General features: G+C 62.8%; 16 protein-coding genes. 5 read left to right on the top strand and 11 right to left on the bottom strand.

Features of this window, described 5'->3' with window-relative positions:
- Window positions 1-41 precede the first annotated feature (41 nt).
- The gene (locus GQR96_RS12580; RefSeq protein ID WP_065904310.1) at window positions 42-779 is read left to right on the top strand and encodes a glutamine amidotransferase; all 738 of its coding nucleotides are present in this window, start codon (window positions 42-44) and stop codon (window positions 777-779) included.
- Here the strand turns inward: GQR96_RS12580 and pqqF are convergent.
- The 7 genes from pqqF to GQR96_RS12545 all read right to left on the bottom strand — a co-directional run bounded on the left by pqqF (window position 776) and on the right by GQR96_RS12545 (window position 7,428).
- The gene (gene pqqF / locus GQR96_RS12575; RefSeq protein WP_065904308.1) at window positions 776-3,061 is read right to left on the bottom strand and encodes a pyrroloquinoline quinone biosynthesis protein PqqF; all 2,286 of its coding nucleotides are present in this window, start codon (window positions 3,059-3,061) and stop codon (window positions 776-778) included. The two genes, GQR96_RS12580 and pqqF, sit on opposite strands and share 4 nt — an antisense overlap.
- Window positions 3,061-4,203 carry a pyrroloquinoline quinone biosynthesis protein PqqE gene (gene pqqE / locus GQR96_RS12570; protein ID WP_023318333.1) on the bottom strand — a complete coding sequence of 381 codons (1,143 nt, stop codon included), beginning with the start codon at window positions 4,201-4,203 and terminating at the stop codon, window positions 3,061-3,063. Before pqqE ends, pqqF begins: the two co-directional genes overlap by 1 nt.
- Window positions 4,190-4,468, bottom strand: coding sequence for a pyrroloquinoline quinone biosynthesis peptide chaperone PqqD (pqqD, locus tag GQR96_RS12565; protein WP_004202592.1), 279 nt, complete (start codon window positions 4,466-4,468; stop codon window positions 4,190-4,192). The genes pqqE and pqqD overlap by 14 nt, the downstream gene beginning before the upstream one ends.
- A 2-nt stretch (window positions 4,469-4,470) precedes the next feature.
- Window positions 4,471-5,226, bottom strand: coding sequence for a pyrroloquinoline-quinone synthase PqqC (pqqC, locus tag GQR96_RS12560; protein ID WP_004143685.1), 756 nt, complete (start codon window positions 5,224-5,226; stop codon window positions 4,471-4,473).
- Window positions 5,220-6,146: a pyrroloquinoline quinone biosynthesis protein PqqB gene (gene pqqB, locus GQR96_RS12555; protein ID WP_048324310.1), complete on the bottom strand. Its 927-nt coding sequence runs from the start codon at window positions 6,144-6,146 to the stop codon at window positions 5,220-5,222. The genes pqqC and pqqB overlap by 7 nt, the downstream gene beginning before the upstream one ends.
- 54 nt (window positions 6,147-6,200) lie before the next feature.
- Entirely contained in the window at window positions 6,201-6,272 is a 72-nt protein-coding gene (pqqA, locus tag GQR96_RS12550; RefSeq protein WP_002905689.1) for a pyrroloquinoline quinone precursor peptide PqqA, read from the bottom strand.
- Window positions 6,273-6,408: 136 nt separating this feature from the next.
- Window positions 6,409-7,428: a dipeptidase gene (locus GQR96_RS12545; protein ID WP_062914078.1), complete on the bottom strand. Its 1,020-nt coding sequence runs from the start codon at window positions 7,426-7,428 to the stop codon at window positions 6,409-6,411.
- A gap of 242 nt (window positions 7,429-7,670) precedes the next feature.
- Here GQR96_RS12545 and GQR96_RS12540 point away from each other — a divergent pair, with 242 nt between their 5' ends.
- From GQR96_RS12540 to GQR96_RS12525, 4 genes are all read left to right on the top strand, one after another.
- Entirely contained in the window at window positions 7,671-8,663 is a 993-nt protein-coding gene (locus GQR96_RS12540) for an alpha/beta fold hydrolase (protein WP_062914077.1), read from the top strand.
- An 86-nt stretch (window positions 8,664-8,749) separates the two neighbouring features.
- Window positions 8,750-9,490: a response regulator gene (locus GQR96_RS12535; protein ID WP_062914076.1), complete on the top strand. Its 741-nt coding sequence runs from the start codon at window positions 8,750-8,752 to the stop codon at window positions 9,488-9,490.
- The gene (locus GQR96_RS12530) at window positions 9,487-10,830 is read left to right on the top strand and encodes a HAMP domain-containing sensor histidine kinase (RefSeq protein WP_023318328.1); all 1,344 of its coding nucleotides are present in this window, start codon (window positions 9,487-9,489) and stop codon (window positions 10,828-10,830) included. The genes GQR96_RS12535 and GQR96_RS12530 overlap by 4 nt, the downstream gene beginning before the upstream one ends.
- A gap of 102 nt (window positions 10,831-10,932) precedes the next feature.
- On the top strand, window positions 10,933-12,123 hold the full coding sequence (locus GQR96_RS12525; RefSeq protein WP_069734157.1) for a cytochrome c biogenesis protein/redoxin: 1,191 nt from the start codon (window positions 10,933-10,935) through the stop codon (window positions 12,121-12,123).
- Between the two features lie 234 nt (window positions 12,124-12,357).
- On the opposite strand, the gene GQR96_RS12520 is transcribed toward GQR96_RS12525, so the two are convergent.
- From GQR96_RS12520 to GQR96_RS12505, 4 genes are all read right to left on the bottom strand, one after another.
- Window positions 12,358-13,251, bottom strand: a complete 894-nt coding sequence (locus GQR96_RS12520) for a LysR substrate-binding domain-containing protein (RefSeq protein WP_099441455.1) — start codon at window positions 13,249-13,251, stop codon at window positions 12,358-12,360.
- Between the two features lie 210 nt (window positions 13,252-13,461).
- Window positions 13,462-14,943, bottom strand: a complete 1,482-nt coding sequence (locus GQR96_RS12515; RefSeq protein ID WP_074422250.1) for a pyridoxal phosphate-dependent decarboxylase family protein — start codon at window positions 14,941-14,943, stop codon at window positions 13,462-13,464.
- Between the two features lie 9 nt (window positions 14,944-14,952).
- Entirely contained in the window at window positions 14,953-16,338 is a 1,386-nt protein-coding gene (locus tag GQR96_RS12510; RefSeq protein WP_004202575.1) for a diaminobutyrate--2-oxoglutarate transaminase, read from the bottom strand.
- Between the two features lie 306 nt (window positions 16,339-16,644).
- Window positions 16,645-17,580, bottom strand: coding sequence for an ABC transporter substrate-binding protein (locus tag GQR96_RS12505; RefSeq protein WP_004202574.1), 936 nt, complete (start codon window positions 17,578-17,580; stop codon window positions 16,645-16,647).
- Window positions 17,581-17,604: the final 24 nt, after the last annotated feature.

The following is a 17,604-nucleotide window of genomic DNA, read 5'->3' as shown; positions in this document are numbered from 1 at the left end:
GCATAGTATTTTCCAGGGAACATGACGAGCGAGGAGGAAGGGTGACACGTAACCGATTATTGCTGGTTCAGACCGGGACGCCGCCGGCAGCCATCCGTGAGGAGCATGGCGATCTGCCGCGCTGGTTCCGCACGCTGCTGGCGCCGTGGCAGGCGCAGCTCACCGCGGTACGGGTGTTTGAGGACGAGCCGCTGCCGGCGCCGGATCGCCAGACGGTGGCGGTGCTGACCGGCTCCTGGGAGATGGTGACCGACCGTCTGGTATGGAGCGAACGGACCGCCGACTGGGTCCGTCAGGCGGTGGCTATCGGCATGCCGCTGTTCGGCGTTTGCTATGGCCATCAGCTGATGGCTCATGCCCTGGGCGGCGAGGTGGCGTATCATTCCGCCGGACGGGAAAGCGGCAGCCAGACCGTTTCGCTATCGCCGTGGGGTGTCGACGACCCGCTGCTGCGGGGCCTGCCGGCCGCATTTCCCGCGCATCTGAGCCATTTGCAAACCGTGACCCGTCTGCCGGAGGGGGCCACGGTGCTGGCCGCATCCTCCCACGATCCCCACCAGATCGTGCGCTACGGGCCGCACGCGGTCTCCACGCAGTTTCACCCGGAATTCACCGCGCCGATTGCCCGCTCGCTGATCCGCTACCGGGAGGCGGTGCTGCAGGCGGAGGGCATCGACGCGAAGCGATTACACGATGAAGTGCAGGAGAGCCCGCAGGCCGCGGCGATCCTCTCGCGCTTCGTCAGTGCCTATCTGACCCCTGATGCCCCCGGCCATTAATCCCCGGCAGTGAACAGTACCTGCCAGCGGCGACGACGGCGGGACATCTCGTAGGCCAGGTCGTCGACCTCTTCAACGCGCAGCGCGTCAGCCGTCTGCGGCGTCAGCTCCGCTAAACCATACTTCTGACGCAGGACGGCCAGCGCTTGCGCCTCGGGCGGCGTCCGGGTGCGAACCTGTGCGGCCAGGCGCTGCTGTAGCGGCCTGAAGGTCGCTTCATCCAGCGGCGGCAGCTGGCGCAGAAAGGTGTTGCAACAGCGCAGCAGCGCCACGGCGCGGCGATCCGGGGACTGGAGCGCCATCAGCAGCCCGTCGCGATCGGCGACGCGCTGATAGCGGCAGCTCACCACATAGCCGATCTGCTGCTCCACCCGCAGGCGCTGGAAAAAGAGTGGCTCACAGCGCTGCGCCAGCACCCGCAGGGCCGCCAGCGAGGCGCCTTCCGGCAGCGGAATAAAGACCAGCAGCGCTGTATCGCCCCCGGGGAAAGTCAGCCGTTCGACGCCGCGGCGGCAGGGGCCAGAGAGGTTGCCCGGCGGGTTAACCCGGGCGCTAAGCAGGCTCAGCTGTCGCGCGATCCACTGCGCATCCTCTGCGCTGCCGCCGGTCAGAGCCGCCAGCCAACCTTCCTGATGCTCTGATGCTCCCAACCGATCGGGGAGCAAAGCCATGAGATGACGGATAGCAATACTCTCCGGCGGCGGGGCCAGCGGGGCGACCGGGAGTGCGAGCTGCCGCACAATGGCCTGCAGAATCGCCGCCGGCCGTTGGCCGGACGCTGGCCACTGCAGGAGCAACTGCCAGCTGCCGTCGACGCGATGCCACTCGCCGCGGCCCCCGGCGTGGCGCAGCGCGGCGAGCAGCGGGCGCAGCTGTTCCCCGCGCGCCAGCCCTTCGGCCATATCGGGCGAGCAGTAGAAGGGCGGTCGGAGCAGGAGCCTCGGCGGCTCGCCCGGTGACGGGAGGTGGAGCAGCGGCGCGGCTTTCTCCGGGTTTTCCGCGGCGAGGCCGCCAGCGGCTTGCGGATAAAAAGCGAATTCCAGCGCCGGGTCAGAGACCGGGCGGCGCCACCACCGGCTAAGCGGCAGGCTAAAGCCCTGGGTGGCAACAGGCTCCCCTGGGGAAATGGTCTGGCAGGCCAGGCTGACCGTGGGGGCGGCCTGCAGGGCGGCGCAAAAATCGGCGAACCCGACGGGCGGCCCGCCGGGGGCAAAGCCGAATGCCCGCTGGCGCAGCTGATCGAGGGGCGACAGCGTTTGAAAACGGCGCCAGGACAGCTGATAGTAGTGTTGCTGCTGGTCTGGCGTCGTCTGCCGTAGCGCCTGCAGCCAGTGGGTTATCTGCTGGTCGACCTGTTCCGGCCGGTCGCTGGCGAAGACCAGCGCCAGCCAGCCGAGGCGCTGATCCTGATACAGCCAGCTCAGCGCCACCTCTTGCGCCTGGCCACGCTGGCGTAGCCCGGCCATCAGGCTGCCAGGGGCTTCATCAAGCAAAAACTCGCGCAATAACGTGACGTTGTCACTTAAGGCGATCAGCGGGCAGCGCCACAGCGCGGGCTGGCTGGAGACCGCCAGCTGCAGTGCAGTGGACTCGCCCAGGCGCAGCGGCGGCGCCGGCGGCGGAGCCTCGCCTGCGGCAAGCCCGACGGCGAAACGGGCCGCCAGCTCGCCGAGCGCCTCCAGCGACTGCGGCCCTTGCAGCCAGAGCTGCATCCGCCGGGCGACGTAATGGGTGCGGTGAAAATCACGTAACGCCGCCTGCAGTGCAGGGAGATCGCCCGCCAGCACGTCGGCATTGCCTACCTGAAAGCGGCGAAAGGCCGCGGGCGCGCTGGCGGCGTGGCGCACGGCGGCATCCCGGCGCGACGGCTCATGCTGCTGGATCAGGCGGTACTCGGCGTCAATCACCGCCACTTCACGCTGAATATCTTCCCTGAGCAGCCGCGGCGCCTGCAGCATCTCCTGTAGACGCGCGACACCGTCAGCCAGACCATCGGCGGCGACCTCGAAAAAGAACGCGCTGTGGCGGGCCAGGGTGGTGGCATTCACGCTTCCGCCCTGGCGCTGCACCCAGCCCATCAGCCGGTCATCATCCCGGTAGCGCTCACCGCCGTAAAACAGCAGATGCTCCAGCAGGTGCGCCAGACCGGGAAAGCGCGATGGTTCGTGGTGGCTGCCGGCGGCGACCCGCGCCAGGGCCGCGGCGCGATCGGCATGCGGCTGATGGACCAGGGTGGCCTGCAGGCCGCCCGGCAACGTGACGGTGCGTGTCACCAGCGTCATTACAGGTCCCGGGTTTTGTAGATCAGCTGCGAGCGGGTACGGTTGCGGAACTGCAGCTGGCTGACTTTTATGTCGCTGCAGGCCGCTTCGCGCCGGGCGTCGAGGATTTTGTGATGATGCGGCGATTTGCTGCACACCGGGTCGGCGTTATCGGCGCTGCCGGTCAGCATAAAGGCCTGGCAGCGGCAGCCGCCGAAGTCTTTCTCTTTTTCATCACAGGAGCGGCACGGCTCCGGCATCCAGTCATACCCGCGGTAGCGATTGAAGCCGAACGAGTCATACCAGATCGACTCCAGGCTCTGCTCCAGCACCGACGGAAACGCCACCGGCAGCTGACGCGCGCTGTGGCACGGCAGGGCGGTGCCTTCCGGGGTAACGCTGAGGAAAATCGATCCCCAGCCGCCCATGCAGCCTTTCGGCCGCTCTTCGTAATAGTCCGGGGTGACAAACAGCAGGTTGGTGAGATTGCCGCTGGCGGCCATTTTCTGCCGGTAGTCGGCGACCACCTGCTCGGCGCGGGCGATCTGTTCCCGGGTCGGCAGCAGCCCCTCGCGATTGAGGAACGCCCAACCGTAGAACTGGCAGGTGGCCAGCTCAACGTCATCCGCTTCCAGCTCAATGCACAGCGCGATAATTTTATCCAGCTGATCGATGTTGTGCCGGTGAAGAACGAAGTTGAGCACCATCGGGTAGTCGCGCGCTTTTACCGCCCTGGCCATCGCCAGCTTCTGCTGGAAGGCTTTTTTGTTACCGGCCAGCGCAGCGTTGAGCACCTCATCGCTGGCCTGGAAGCTAATCTGGATATGGTCCAGCCCGGCCTCGCTGAAGGCGTCAAGTTTGCTCTCCGTCAGCCCTATGCCGGAGGTGATCAGGTTGGTATAGAATCCGAGGTCGCGCGCGGCGCGGATCAGCTCTGGCAGATCTTTACGGGTCAGCGGCTCGCCGCCGGAAAAGCCCAGCTGTACGCTGCCCATCGCCCGCGCCTGGCGAAAGACCTCGATCCATTGTTCGGTGGTCAGCTCCTTGTCCTGTTGGGCGAAGTCCAGCGGATTCGAACAGTAGGGGCACTGCAGCGGGCAGCGGTAGGTTAGCTCCGCCAGCAGCCACAGCGGCGGATTGACGGCGGGTTTACTCTGGCTCACGGCAGGTGATCCACTTCTGTTGACAGGCTATCTGCAGGAACTCGATGACGTCGTCATCGACGCCACCGGCTTCCGGGAAGCGTTCGTTGAGCACGGCGATAATTGCCGCGACGTCGCGCCGGCCATCGACCAGCTCGAGGATCGCCGCGGCGGTCTCATTGAGTTTAGCCATTCCCTCCGGATAGAGGATCACATGGCTCTCCTGGGCAGCTTCCCACTGCAGACGGTAGCCGCGACGAAAGGCGACGATGGAGGTTTTTTGCATGGTTACACCAGTCGGGTCGTGTGCCAGGCCGCCTTGTCGGTGACCGTATGATAGGGCGGGCGCTGCAGGGCATAGGCCATGGTCATGGCGTCAAGCATCGACCATAAAATGTCGAGCTTAAACTGCAGGATCTCCAGCATCCGGTTCTGTTTTTCAGCGCTGTCGCAGTAGGCCTTCGCCAGCGCCAGGCCATGCTCCACGTCGCGGTTGGCCTGGCTCAGACGGCTGCGGAAGTAAAAATAGCCTTCCTCTTTGATCCACGGGTAGTGCTGCGGCCAGCTGTCGAGGCGCGACTGATGGATCTGCGGGGCGAACAGCTCGGTCAGAGAGCTGCAGGCCGCCTCCTGCCAGCAGGCGCGACGGGCGAAATTAAGATAGGCATCCACCGCGAAGCGCACGCCGGGCAAGACGTGGCGCTCGCTGAGCAGATCGTCGCGGCTCAGACCGACCGCTTCTCCCAGCCGCAGCCAGGCTTCAATCCCGCCGTCCTCGCCATGGCTGCCATCGTGGTCGAGGATCCGCTGCACCCATTTGCGCCGGGTCTGCGCGTCCGGGCAGTTGGCCATGATCGCCGCGTCTTTCAGCGGAATGGTGGTCTGGTAGTAAAACCGGTTCGCCACCCAGCCCTGAATTTGCTCGCGGGTCGCGTCGCCGTTATGCATGGCGATGTGGTAAGGGTGGTGAATATGGTAGAAGGCGCCTTTGGCCCGCAGGGCCTCTTCAAAGGCCTGCGGCGACAGCGTGTCGGTGATCAGCATGCGGTTTCCTGAAGGGTGATAGCCATCCCGTCCCAGCTCACTTCAATCCCCTGTTGCGTCAGCGCCTGGCGCTGGGGAGACCGCTCGTTAAGGATCGGGTTGGTGTTATTGATATGAATAAGAATTTTACGTTTTGCCGACAGGGAGGCCAGCAGGGCCATCATCCCGTGCTCATCACCGAGCGCCAGGTGGCCCATATCGCGGCCGGTATTGCGCCCAACGCCGGCGGCCTGCAGTTCGTCATCCTGCCAGACAGTGCCATCGATCAGCAGACAATCCGCTTTTTGCAGCCATGGCAGAATGGTCTTATCCGGTTCACCGAGCCCCGGTGCGTAGAACAGCGTCTGCCCGTTGCGGCGGTTTTCGATAAACAGCGCCACGTTATGGCCCGGCAGCGGCCGGTCGCGATACGGTGAATAGGGCGGCGCGTTGCTGGCGATAGGCACCGCGGTAAACTGCAAATCAGGACAGGCGTCAACGGTAAAAGGCTGCTGCGGCGCGATGGGGTGATGCACCAGGCCGCCGTTCCAGTGTCGAAGCATGGTAAACACCGGGAAACCGGTGGAGAGATCCTCATGGACCTCCGGGGTGCACCACACCTGGTGCGGGCAGCCTTCGCGCAGGCTCAGTAACCCGGTGGTGTGGTCGATCTGGCTGTCGGTGAGAATAATGCCGCCGATATGCGTTCCGCGCAGCACGCCGGCTTTATTTAACTCGGGCGTGTGGGCGATCTGCTGACTGATATCCGGCGAGGCGTTGCACAGCACCCACTCCTGACCGTTATCGCTGACGATGATCGACGACTGGGTGCGGGCGCTGGCCTGGATCGTGCCGTCGCGCAGACCCTGGCAGTTGGCGCAGTTGCAGTTCCATTGCGGGAAACCGCCGCCGGCGGCGGAACCGAGGACTTTAATGAACATGAAGACGGACCGGGTAATGTAAAAAGATGCCCGCGCGAACGGCGGGCGGGGCGATTAGCGGTTAGAAATGTACAGCGTCACTTCCAGACCGAGACGTAAATCGATAAAAGCAGGTTTCTTCCACATGTTTTGTTCCTCTTAAAAATGACCACAGGCCTCACGGATAATGCAGGATCTGTGACGGCCGCCGCATATTGCGCTTCACCGGGTGAGAGATCAACCCGGAATCTGTAAGGATTTAACTTTATGTTTACAATATAACCTATTGTTGCCAAACATGTTTTAATACCCGCAGCCAGTTACGCCACAGCAGCTTATCCAGCACCAATTGATCATTGCCGCTGTCACGCAAGGCATTGATTAGCAGCGGTAAGCCGGCCACATCCCCCAGCGCGTCCGGCAGGGTGACGCCGTCAAAATCCGAACCGAGGGCCACATGATCCTCACCCATTATGTTAATAAGATAGTCGATATGCCGGACGATGGTGGCGATGGGCGTGTCGCTATCGCGCCGTCCGTCGGCGCGCAGGAAGGCGTTGCCGAAATTGACGCCCACTACGCCGCCGCTGTCGCGGATCGCCCGCAGTTGCCTATCGGTCAGGTTGCGCGGCTGCGGGCACAGGGCGTGGGCATTGGAGTGGGTGGCCACCAGCGGGGCGGTGGAATGGTGGGCGGTATCCCAAAAAGCCTGTTCATTCATGTGCGAAACATCGATCTGCATCTTCAGGGCGTTGGCCTGGGCGATGAGCGCGATGCCCTCGCCGGTAAGACCCGGCCCGCTGTCCGGGCTGCCGGGAAAGGCGCCGGTGACCCCGCAGCCGAAGCGATTAGCGATATTCCAGAACGGACCGATGCTACGCACCCCGGCGCGATAAAAGGCCTGCAGATCGTCGCCTTGGGCGTCGAACCCGCCGGCGCCTTCGATGTGCGCCACCATCGCCAGCGCTTTATCCTGACGACAGCGTTCGATATCCGCCGCGCTCAGGCACAGCCGCGCGCGGCTGGCGTCATGGGCGCAAATCGCCTTGAGAATAGCCAGCTGCTGCCAGAGGATGGTTAATGGATCCCACGCCTGGCTGGCGTACTGCGGCGCCATACGGGCGATGTACTCCTGCGGCGGCACAAAGAGGGCGAACAGGCCGCCGGCCAGACCGCCCTGGAGAATACGCGGATAATCGAGGTGGCCGTTCTCTATCCCGGCAAAGAAGGCGGTCACCGGATCCTCGCGATGGTGAAGCCAGAGATTCAGCAGCAGGTCATTGTGACCATCAAAAATCGCCATAGCGGGCTCCTGGGTTATCAGGTGGTAAAAATGGCTGACACGGTAGCGGATTTATGCCCGGGGGCAAGCAGAAATTCACAAGCCCGCAACAATTGCCAACGTGAACTGTGTATCACACTGTATCCCGCGGCGGGTTCCTGACATTAAGAGATAAAAATGGCCCCGGTCGGGCACATGGCGGATACAAATTTCCGCTTAACTGGTCACGTACTCTCTTGACGAAGATAAAAGGTGAGAAAGCGATGAACAGATTATCCCTGATCCGGTATACCAGCGCCGCGGCGCTGGGGTTATCCACCCTGTGGTCCGCCGCCGTTTGCGCCGCTGAAGACGCGGGGGCGTTCGACAACATCCACCAGATCCACGCTGGCGATCTGAATATTGGCTACGTGGATATCGGTCCGCGGGACGGCCAGCCGGTGATTCTGCTGCACGGCTGGCCCTACGATATTCAGAGCTATGCCCAGGTGGCGCCGGCTTTAGCGCAGAAGGGTTACCGGGTGATTGTGCCGTATCTGCGCGGCTACGGCGCCACCCGTTTCCTGTCGGCGAAAACGCCGCGTAATGGTCAGCCGTCGGCGATGGCGGCCGATATTGTCCATTTGATGGACGCCCTGAACATCAGGCAGGCAGATCTGGCCGGCTTTGACTGGGGGGCGCGCACGGCGGATATCGTCGCCGCGCTGTGGCCGCAGCGGGTGAAATCCCTGGTCTCGGTGAGCGGGTATCTGATCAGCAGTCAGCAGATTGGCGAAAAACCGCTGCCGCCGCAGGCGGAGCTGTCGTGGTGGTATCAGTTCTATTTTGCCACCCCGCGCGGCGAAGCCGGTTACCGGCAGAACACCCACGACTTTGCGAAATTTATCTGGCATCAGGCGTCGCCGCAGTGGCCATTCAGCGACGCGACCTTTGCCAAAACCGCCCGGGCGCTGGATAACCCGGACCACGTGGCGATCACCATCAGCAACTACCGCTGGCGCCTGGGGCTGGAGAAGGGGGAAGCGAAGTATGCCGGCTATGAACAACGGCTGGCGGCGCTGCCGCCGATAACCGTGCCCACCATCACTCTGGAAGGGGCGAATAACGGCGCGCCGCATCCGGCTCCGGCCAGCTACCGGGCCAAATTTACCGGTAAATATGAGCACCGGGATCTGCCGGGGGCGGTAGGCCATAACCCGCCGCAGGAGGATCCGACGGCGTTTGTGCAGGCGGTGGTGGACGCCGATCGGTTGTAACCCGCGACTTGCCGGCGGCGCGACGTTGCGCTTCCGGCAACACGGCTTATGCTTGTGAAGAGTTTATTTTGCCGCAGGAGCATCCTTTGGAGCGTGTTGACCACATCCTGGTCGTCGATGACGACCGCGACATCCGGGAACTGATTGTCGACTATCTGGAAAAATCGGGATATCGCGCCAGCGGCGCGGCGAACGGCAAAGCCATGTGGTCGGTGCTCAAAAATCATCAAATTGACCTGATTGTGCTGGATATCATGATGCCGGGCGAGGATGGCTTAACGCTCTGCCGCCAGCTGCGCGCTAACCCGCAGCAGGATATTCCGGTGCTGATGCTCACCGCCCGCACCGACGACAGCGACCGGATCCTCGGCCTCGAGATGGGGGCGGACGACTATCTGGTGAAGCCCTTTGTGGCCCGCGAACTGCTGGCGCGCATCAAGGCCATTTTACGCCGCACCCGGGCGCTGCCGCCCAACCTGCAGATCACCGAGGCGGGCAGGCTGATCGCGTTTGGCGACTGGCTGCTCGATACCGCCGCCCGCCATCTGCTGGACGACAGCGGGGCGATTGTCGCCCTCAGCGGGGCGGAATATCGACTGCTGCGGGTGTTTCTCGACCATCCCCAGCGGGTGCTGAACCGCGATCAGCTGCTTAATCTGACCCAGGGACGCGACGCCGAACTGTTCGAACGGTCAATCGACCTGCTGGTGAGCCGACTGCGTCAGCGCCTGCGGGAGGATGCCCGGGAGCCGGCCTATATTAAGACGGTGCGCAGCGAAGGCTATGTGCTGTCGGTCCCGGTTTCCATCCGCGAGAGGCATGAATGAGGTTCTGGCCCGTCTCGCTGCAGTCGAGGCTGATGGCGCTGCTGTTTCTGGCGCTGCTGCTGGCGAACACCTTAACCCTGTCGCTGCTGTTTTATGAGCGAATGAGCAGCGCCCGCAGTGTGATGCTGGGCAATCTGGCGTCTGATGTCGCCACCAGCGTGGCGATCCTCGACCGTCTGCCGCCCGCTGAACGCCCGCAATGGCTGCCGAAGCTGGCGCGCGGCAACTACCGCTATCAGCTGGACGCCGGCGAACGCGGCGACTACCCGGACAGCTGGCGCGCCCGGGACGCGGCGCGCTCCCTGCAGGAGGCGCTGAGCGCACAATATCCGGTGAGTATTGTGGCGATCCCTGGTCCGCGTCAGCATATCCAGGCCCATATCACCCTCCACGATGGCGCCCCCTTGACCCTCGACCTGTGGCCGAAGCTACCGCCCATCGCCCGCTGGCTACCGGTGGTGCTGATCGCTCAGTTTGTCCTCCTGCTGGCCTGCGCCTGGTACGCGGTTCGCCAGGTACTGCTGCCCATCACCCGTTTTACCCATGCGGTGAATGCGCTTGAGCCGGCTAGCGACACGGCGGGAACCATGGCCGAGCAGGGGCCGGAGGAGGTGCGCCGTGCCGCCCGCGCGTTTAATGCGATGCAGACCCGCATCCACGATCATCTGCAGGAGCGGGCGCGGATCCTCGCCGCCATCTCCCACGATCTGCAAACGCCGATCACCCGGATGAAGCTGCGGGTGGAGATGGCCGATCAGCCGGAACTGCGCGACAAACTGCTGCAGGATCTCGACAATATGACCCGCCTGGTGCGCGAAGGTATCGCCTTCGCCCGCACCTCGCAGCCGCTGGCGGAGGCGCGCCAGCGGCTGAACCTTGACGCCTTTCTCGACAGTATCGCCTGCGATTATGCCGACGTTGGCCGGCCGGTGCGGTTTTGCCCCGAGGAGAGCGCCGGGGTGGTGTGGATCCCACCGCAGGCCCTGCGCCGGGTGATGACTAACCTTATCGATAACGGGCTGAAATTCGGCGCCACGGTAACGGTAACCCTGACCCGCGACGCCGCCGGGGATATCACTATCCATGTGCTGGATGAGGGGCCGGGGATCCCTGAGGCGTCGCTGCAGGCGGTGCTGCAGCCCTTTTTTCGCCTGGAGGACTCGCGCAATCGCGATACCGGCGGCACCGGTCTGGGACTGGCGATCGCCGCGCAGCTGGTCAGCCAGATGAACGGCACGCTGCGCCTGTCCAACCGCCCGCAGGGCGGCCTGGACGCCAGCGTGCGTCTCGCCGCGCAGGGATTGTATCCTGCTGTATCTCCGGCGCAGTTGGAAAACTAAGCCGACAATTCTCCCGCTTTCCTGACACATCCGCCCTACATCTCCTTGCTGTAATGTCGTGGCTGCCACTCCCGGCAGCGACGACACAATGAGGAGAAGGCGATGTCGATATTAATTGCGTTTTTCGGCGGGATGTTAACCCTGCTGAGCCCCTGTACGCTGCCGGTGATCCCGCTGCTTTTCGCCAGCGTCCGGGGCCACCGGGGGCAGCTGGCGATCATGCTGGCGGGAATGGCGCTGATGTTCGGCGCTGTCTCGTGGCTGGTGACGGTCGCCAGCGGCTGGGTGGTCAATCTGACTCTGGTTGGGCGCAGCCTGGCGCTGGCGTTCTTCGCCCTTGTCGGGCTGAGTCTGCTTTCGCAGCGCATCGCACAGCGGCTGACCTCACCGCTGGTGGTGCTGGGGAATCAGCTTAACGACGCCAGCTCACGCCAGCGCGGCTGGATCGGTTCGTTGCTGGCCGGGCTGGCGGTGGGGCTGCTGTGGGCGCCGTGCGCCGGGCCGGTACTGGGGGCGATACTGAGCCTGGGCTTTGTGCATCCGGGCCAGGCGACCACCGGCGGGTTGCTGCTGGCCTACGGCAGCGGCGGGGCGGTGATGTTATTCCTGCTCGGGTGGTGCGGCGCGGCGTTGATTGCCCGTCTGCGTCGCGGGCTGGCGTTCGGCGAACGGCTGCGCCGGCTGGCGGGGGTGGCGATGCTGGCCTCGGTGGCGCTGATCGCCAGCGGCGGCGACCGCTATTTGCAAAGCGCGGGAGGGTGGAGTCAGGCGCTGGAGCAGCGGCTGGCCGCCCGTCTGCCGCAGCCGACGCAGAAAACGGTTCTGCAACCGATCGCTATGCCCAAGCCCAGCAGCGCCATGCCTTCGCTGGTGGGGGGCAGCGCATGGCTCAATAGCCCGGCGTTAACCCCGGAGCGTCTGAAGGGCAAAGTGGTGCTGGTGGATTTCTGGACCCGGGGGTGCATCAACTGCCAGCATACCCTGCCTTACGTGCGCGACTGGGCGAACAAATACCGCGCGGCCGGGCTGGTGGTGATTGGCGTCCATACCCCTGAATATCCCTGGGAGCGTTCGCTGCCGCTGCTGCGCCAGGCGGTGAAGGAGTGGCGAATAACCTACCCGGTGGTGGCGGATAATGAGTACAGCATCTGGAACGCCTTCGGCAATCAATACTGGCCGGCGCATTACATTTTTGACGCTCGCGGGCAGCTTCGCTATACCGCCTTCGGCGAAGGGGATTATGCCCGCCAGGAGCAGGTGATCCAGCAGCTGTTGCAGGAGAGCAAAGCCTGACCCGCGGCGCAGGCCTCTGGCGGATGGATCCCTCCAGGCCTTATACCTGATGCCGGGCGGCGCTGCGCTTGCCCGGCCTACGGGAGCGCGTAGGAAGAATGTAGGCCCGGTAAGGCGCAGCCGCCACCGGGCACTGAAACGGGAACGGCGCAGAATACCCCTTGCCGGTGACTGCCGGACGGTTCCCTCTCCCTCCCGGAGAGGGCTAGGGTGAGGGAAATATACGTGACACTGTCACCTTTCAACCCACCCCTGCAGGGCCTCGGTCATCAGTTCGCCGAGCAGCGCGACCGCGGCGGAATGGGGTTCCTGACGCGGGGTTTGTTGCAGACTGACGGCCAGACTGCCAGGGGATGGCAGCAGTCCGCCGGCGGGGCGCAGATTGCCGGGCATGCCGATGCGGGTGCGAACCGTCAGCCCCAGGCCGGCCTGCACCGCCGCCCAGATGCCGCTCAGGCTGTGGCTGACGAACACCACCTGCCAGGGGATCCCAGCGGCATCGAGACAGGCAATGGCGCGGGAACGCATCAGGCACGGGCTGTCGAACATCACCAGCGGCAGCGGCTCGCCGGACGCCAGCAGCGCGCGAACGTCAAAGTCAGGATGCGCAATCCACGCCAGCGGACAGCGGCCCAGCCGCGGACCCTGATCTTCGGTTTGCCACAGCAGCGCCAGATCCAGCGTCTCCTCCGCCAGCGCCTGGCGCAGCGGACCATTGCGATCCACCCTCGCGACTATCCGTACCTGCGGATGGTGGCGGGTAAACTGCCCAAGGATCCCCGGCATCAGCGATTCGCCAAAATCTTCCTGCATGCCAAGGTGAATTTCGCCGGTGAGCCGCTCGCCCTGCAGCGCGCGCAGGGTTTCATCATTGAGCGCCAGCAGCCGTCTGGCGTAGCTCATTAACTTTTCGCCTTCCGCGGTCAGCGCCAGGTGCCGCCCCTGCTTAACCACCAGCGCGGCGCCGCACTGGCCCTCCAGCTTTTTAAGCTGGGCGCTGACGGCGGAGGTGGAGCGCGCCAGACGCTGCGCTGCCAGGGCGAAGCTGCCGCACTCCATGCCGGTCACAAAGCTGCGCAGGGCGTCGAGATCGAGGCCGGGTAAGCGTTTCTCCATTATCATCCTTATTACCGGGACGTTAGATTCTGGCGATTGCCATTATCGGGACCATACTGTGGCATCGCGGCGGGCAGGCGTCAACGGACCTACGGCGAGAAGCGTAGAAGCGCGTCGGTAGCGCAGGCAGGAATAAAAAAAGCCGATAAGAGAACTTATCGGCTTAGTACTGGCTGGGCTGGCCGCTGAGCGGGGCGACAGGCGCCGCCTCGCTCAGGCAGATTATTGCGCCAGCAGCTCCTGTGCGGTGCGTTCCACCAGGTTAAGCAGAACCTTCACATCATCCAGCGTCACCACCGGGTTCAGCAGGGTCAGCTTCAGGCAGGTAACGCCGTTGTGCTCGGTCACGCCGACGTTAGCGCGGCCGGAAGCCAGCAGGGCGTCGCCGACGCGCTGGTTGAGCAGGGCGATTGCCGCCGCGTCGCTCTGCGCCATCTGCGCCGGACGGGAACGGAACAGCACGCTCGCCAGCTGCGGCTGCATCACCAGCTCCAGCGTCGGCTGCGACTTCACGTACTCCGCGACGTTTTTCGCCATCGTGACGCCGTGATCGATGATCGCCGCATACTGTTTCTGGCCCAGCGCTTCCAGACCCATCCACAGCTTCAGCGCATCGAAGCGACGGGTGGTCTGCAGCGACTTAGACACCAGGTTCGGTACGCCGTGTTCTTCATCGAACTCGGAGTTCAGATAGGCCGCCTGATAACGCATCAGCTCGTAATGGCGGGCATCCTTCAGCAGGAAGGCGCCGCAGCTGATGGTCTGGAAGAACTGCTTGTGGAAGTCCAGGGTAACGGAATCCACCAGCTCCAGACCGTCAAGGTAGTCACGATACTGCTCAGACAGCAGCAGCGCGCCGCCCCAGGCTGCGTCAACGTGCAGCCAGATCTGATGCTCCGCGGCGATACCGGCGATGTCGCGCAGCGGGTCGATAGCCCCCGCGTCGGTGGTGCCGGCGGTGGCGACGATCGCCATGATCTGCTCGCCGTTAGCCTGCGCTTGCGCAATCTTCGCCTGCAGATCGGACACGTCCATCCGCGCGAATTCGTCGGTTTTCACCAGCGTGACCGAGCGGTAGCCGAGCCCCATCAGCGCCATGTTCTTCTGCACCGAGAAGTGGGCGTTTTCGGAGCACAGTACTTTGTACTTGCGGATATCCCCCGGCAGCCCATCCTGCTGGATGGAGTGTCCCTGACGGGCGAAGAAGGCGTCGCGCGCCAACATCAGCCCCATCAAGTTGCTCTGGGTGCCGCCGCTGGTGAAGACGCCGGCGTCGCCTGCCGGATAGCCGACCCGGGCGCGCAGCCACTCGATCAGCTTCATCTCAATGATGGTCGCCGACGGGCTCTGGTCCCAGGAGTCCATGCTCTGGTTGGTGGCGTTGATCAACACTTCCGCCGCCTGGCTAATCACCAGGCTCGGGCAGTGCAGGTGCGCCACGCACTGCGGGTGATGCACCGACAGACTGTCTTTCAGGAAGTACTCGATTGCACGGTCAATCGCCGCCTGGTTACCCAAACCCTGTTCGTTAAACTCAAGGGAGATACGCTCACGCAGTTCGTCAACGCTTTTCCCCTGATACATCTCAGGTTGCTTCAGCCACTGCACAACGGCCTGACTGGTCTGCTCGATAACCTGCTGATAGGCCTCAACGCTCTGCGCCGAACCAGCAAGAATCGGATTCAATGTGGACATGGTGGTCACTTACTCCACTCAGACCGGTTTTACGCCGGCGGCCAGCAGGGCCTGTTCAAATTTGTCGAGGAACACATCCAGTTCCGCGTTGCTGATCAGCAGGGACGGCAGCAGGCGCAGCACGCAGCCGTGACGGCCACCGCGCTCCAGAATCAGGCCCGCTTCAAAGCATTTCTTCTGCAGCAGGGCAGAGAGTTCGCCGTCAGCCGGGTAGCAACCCATGTGATCCTGCGCTTCGTTCGGCTTGACGATTTCGATACCGATCATCAGACCGAGACCGCGAACGTGGCCGATTACCGGGTAGCGTTTCTGCAGCTCCGCCAGTTTGCCTTTCAGCCACTCGCCCTGGGCGGCGACTTTGTCGGCAATCTTGTTGTCGCGCAGATGACGCAGGGTGGTCAGGCCGGTAGCCATCGCCAGCTGGTTGCCGCGGAAGGTGCCGGTGTGGTGACCTGGTTCCCAGGCGTCGAACTGCTTTTTAATGCCCAGCACCGCCAGCGGCAGACCGCCACCGACCGCTTTCGACATCACGATGATGTCCGGCTGAATACCGGCGTGTTCGAAGGCGAAGAATTTACCGGTACGGGCAAAGCCAGCCTGCACTTCATCGACGATCAGCAGAATGCCGTGCTCTTCGGTCACTTTGCGGATGCGCTGCAGCCACTCGACCGGCGCCGGGTTCACGCCGCCTTCGCCCTGAACGGCTTCGAGGATAACCGCCGCCGGTTTACGGACGCCGCTCTCCACGTCGTTGATCAGGTTTTCGAAGTAGTAGGTTAGCGCTTTGACGCCGGCTTCGCCGCCGATGCCCAGCGGGCAGCGGTACAGGTGCGGGTAAGGCATAAACTGGACTTCCGGCATCATGCCGTTGACCGCCGCTTTCGGCGACAGGTTGCCGGTGACCGACAGTGCGCCGTGGGTCATCCCGTGATAGCCGCCGGAGAAGCTGATCACCGCGGAACGGCCGGTGTATTTTTTCGCCAGCTTCAGCGCCGCTTCCACGGCGTCAGCGCCGGAAGGACCGGTGAACTGCAGGCAATACTCTTTCCCTTCGCCCGGCAGGCAAGAGAGCAGGTATTCGGAGAAACGATCTTTTAACGGGGTAGTCAGATCGAGAGTATGTAACGGCAAGCCGCTGGTAATGACACTTTGGATGCTCTGCAATACATCAGGGTGGTTGTGGCCCAGAGCGAGAGTACCGGCGCCGGCGAGGCAGTCCAGGTACTGTTTGTTATCCGCATCCGTCAGCCACACGCCTTCAGCTTTAGTGATAGCCAGCGGTAACTTACGCGGGTAACTCCTGACATTCGATTCAAATTCGGCCTGACGGGCCAAAAAGGTTTCGTTGTTTGCGTCTAATAAATCAGCACGTAAAGTATCAATACGGACTTTATCCGTCATCATATCACTCCCACAACCAGCATTGCGGTTGAACGCTGGTTGAATAATTGGTGTAAGGAATTGAATTGGCATTCATAAAGCGCGCACAATATATGGCTTTTTAAATCCGCATTCAACGTTTTATTGATTGCGTTATTTTGACGCTATTCTTACCGGGGTAAAAATTAACATAACCTGCTGAATTATAATAAAACAACCCAAGGTAACGATAACCCTTTAAAGTGTAATTATTAGTGAGAAAGTCTCTATATTTTTATTGCCGCTGCGTTAAAGCGCTGACGGAAAGCCTTCCGTCAGCGATAGCAAGAGTCAATGCAGCTCAACCGCATAATTTGTTAAAGGTGTAACTTTTTTCACCAACTTATTGTTATATAAAAACTGTTCGTAAGTGTCATAGCGCGCTTTATCCAGCGCCGCCGGATCGGTGGCGAACAGCGGCACGGTTTGCAGCCACGCCTGATGGTTAAGCTCGGTCTTCAGCTCCGGGTGCGCGGCGGCGAACGCCTCCCAGCTCTCCTGCGGATGGGCGCGCAGGTAGCTGACCCCGGCCTGCAGGGCGGTGAGGAATTTACGGATTTTCGCCTCATGAATCGCGTCGCGGTGGGCGACAATCACCAGCTCGTCATAGGCCGGCACGCCGTAATCCTCGACGTTCATCACCACCGGAGCTTTGCCCTGCAGCTTCAGCTCCTGCGCTTCTATATTACGATAGCCGCCGATGACCGCGTCCACCTGGCCCGCCAGCAGAGCGCTGGTCAGCTGAAAATTGACGTTGACCAGCTTGATACTGGCCGGATCGATCCCCGAATGCTGCGCCATGGTCGCCAGGGTGGCCTGCTCAATGCCGCTGACCGAGTAACCCACCTTCCTGCCTTGCAGATCCGCCGGGGTTTTGATCTGCTTATCGAGGGCGATCACCGTATTCAGCGGCGAGTTGATCAGGGTGCCCACGCGCACCAGCGGTAATCCTTCGTCAGCGAAGAAGTGCACCTGCGGCTGGTAGGTGATGGCCAGGTCTGCCTGACGGGCGGCCACCATACGGGGCGGCAGCGCCGGATCCGACGGAGGGACAATCTTGACGTCCAGACCCTGGGCCTTAAAGGCGCCGATCTGCTCGGCCACCATAATCGGCGCATGGTCGGGGTTAATATACCAGTCCAGCACCAGGGTGAGCGGTTCATTGGCCAGCGCGTGACCGCTGAGCAGCGCCGTCAGGGTTGCCCCGGCGAAAAGCGACGTTTTCATCTGTTTTCCTTTATTACTTCATGA

Origin of the sequence: Klebsiella sp. PCX, assembly GCF_021869705.1 — a bacterium.
Lineage (GTDB): Bacteria > Pseudomonadota > Gammaproteobacteria > Enterobacterales > Enterobacteriaceae > Klebsiella > Klebsiella quasipneumoniae.
Note: the sequence above shows the minus strand (reverse complement) of the source record. Positions and strands in the feature narration are given on the sequence as shown.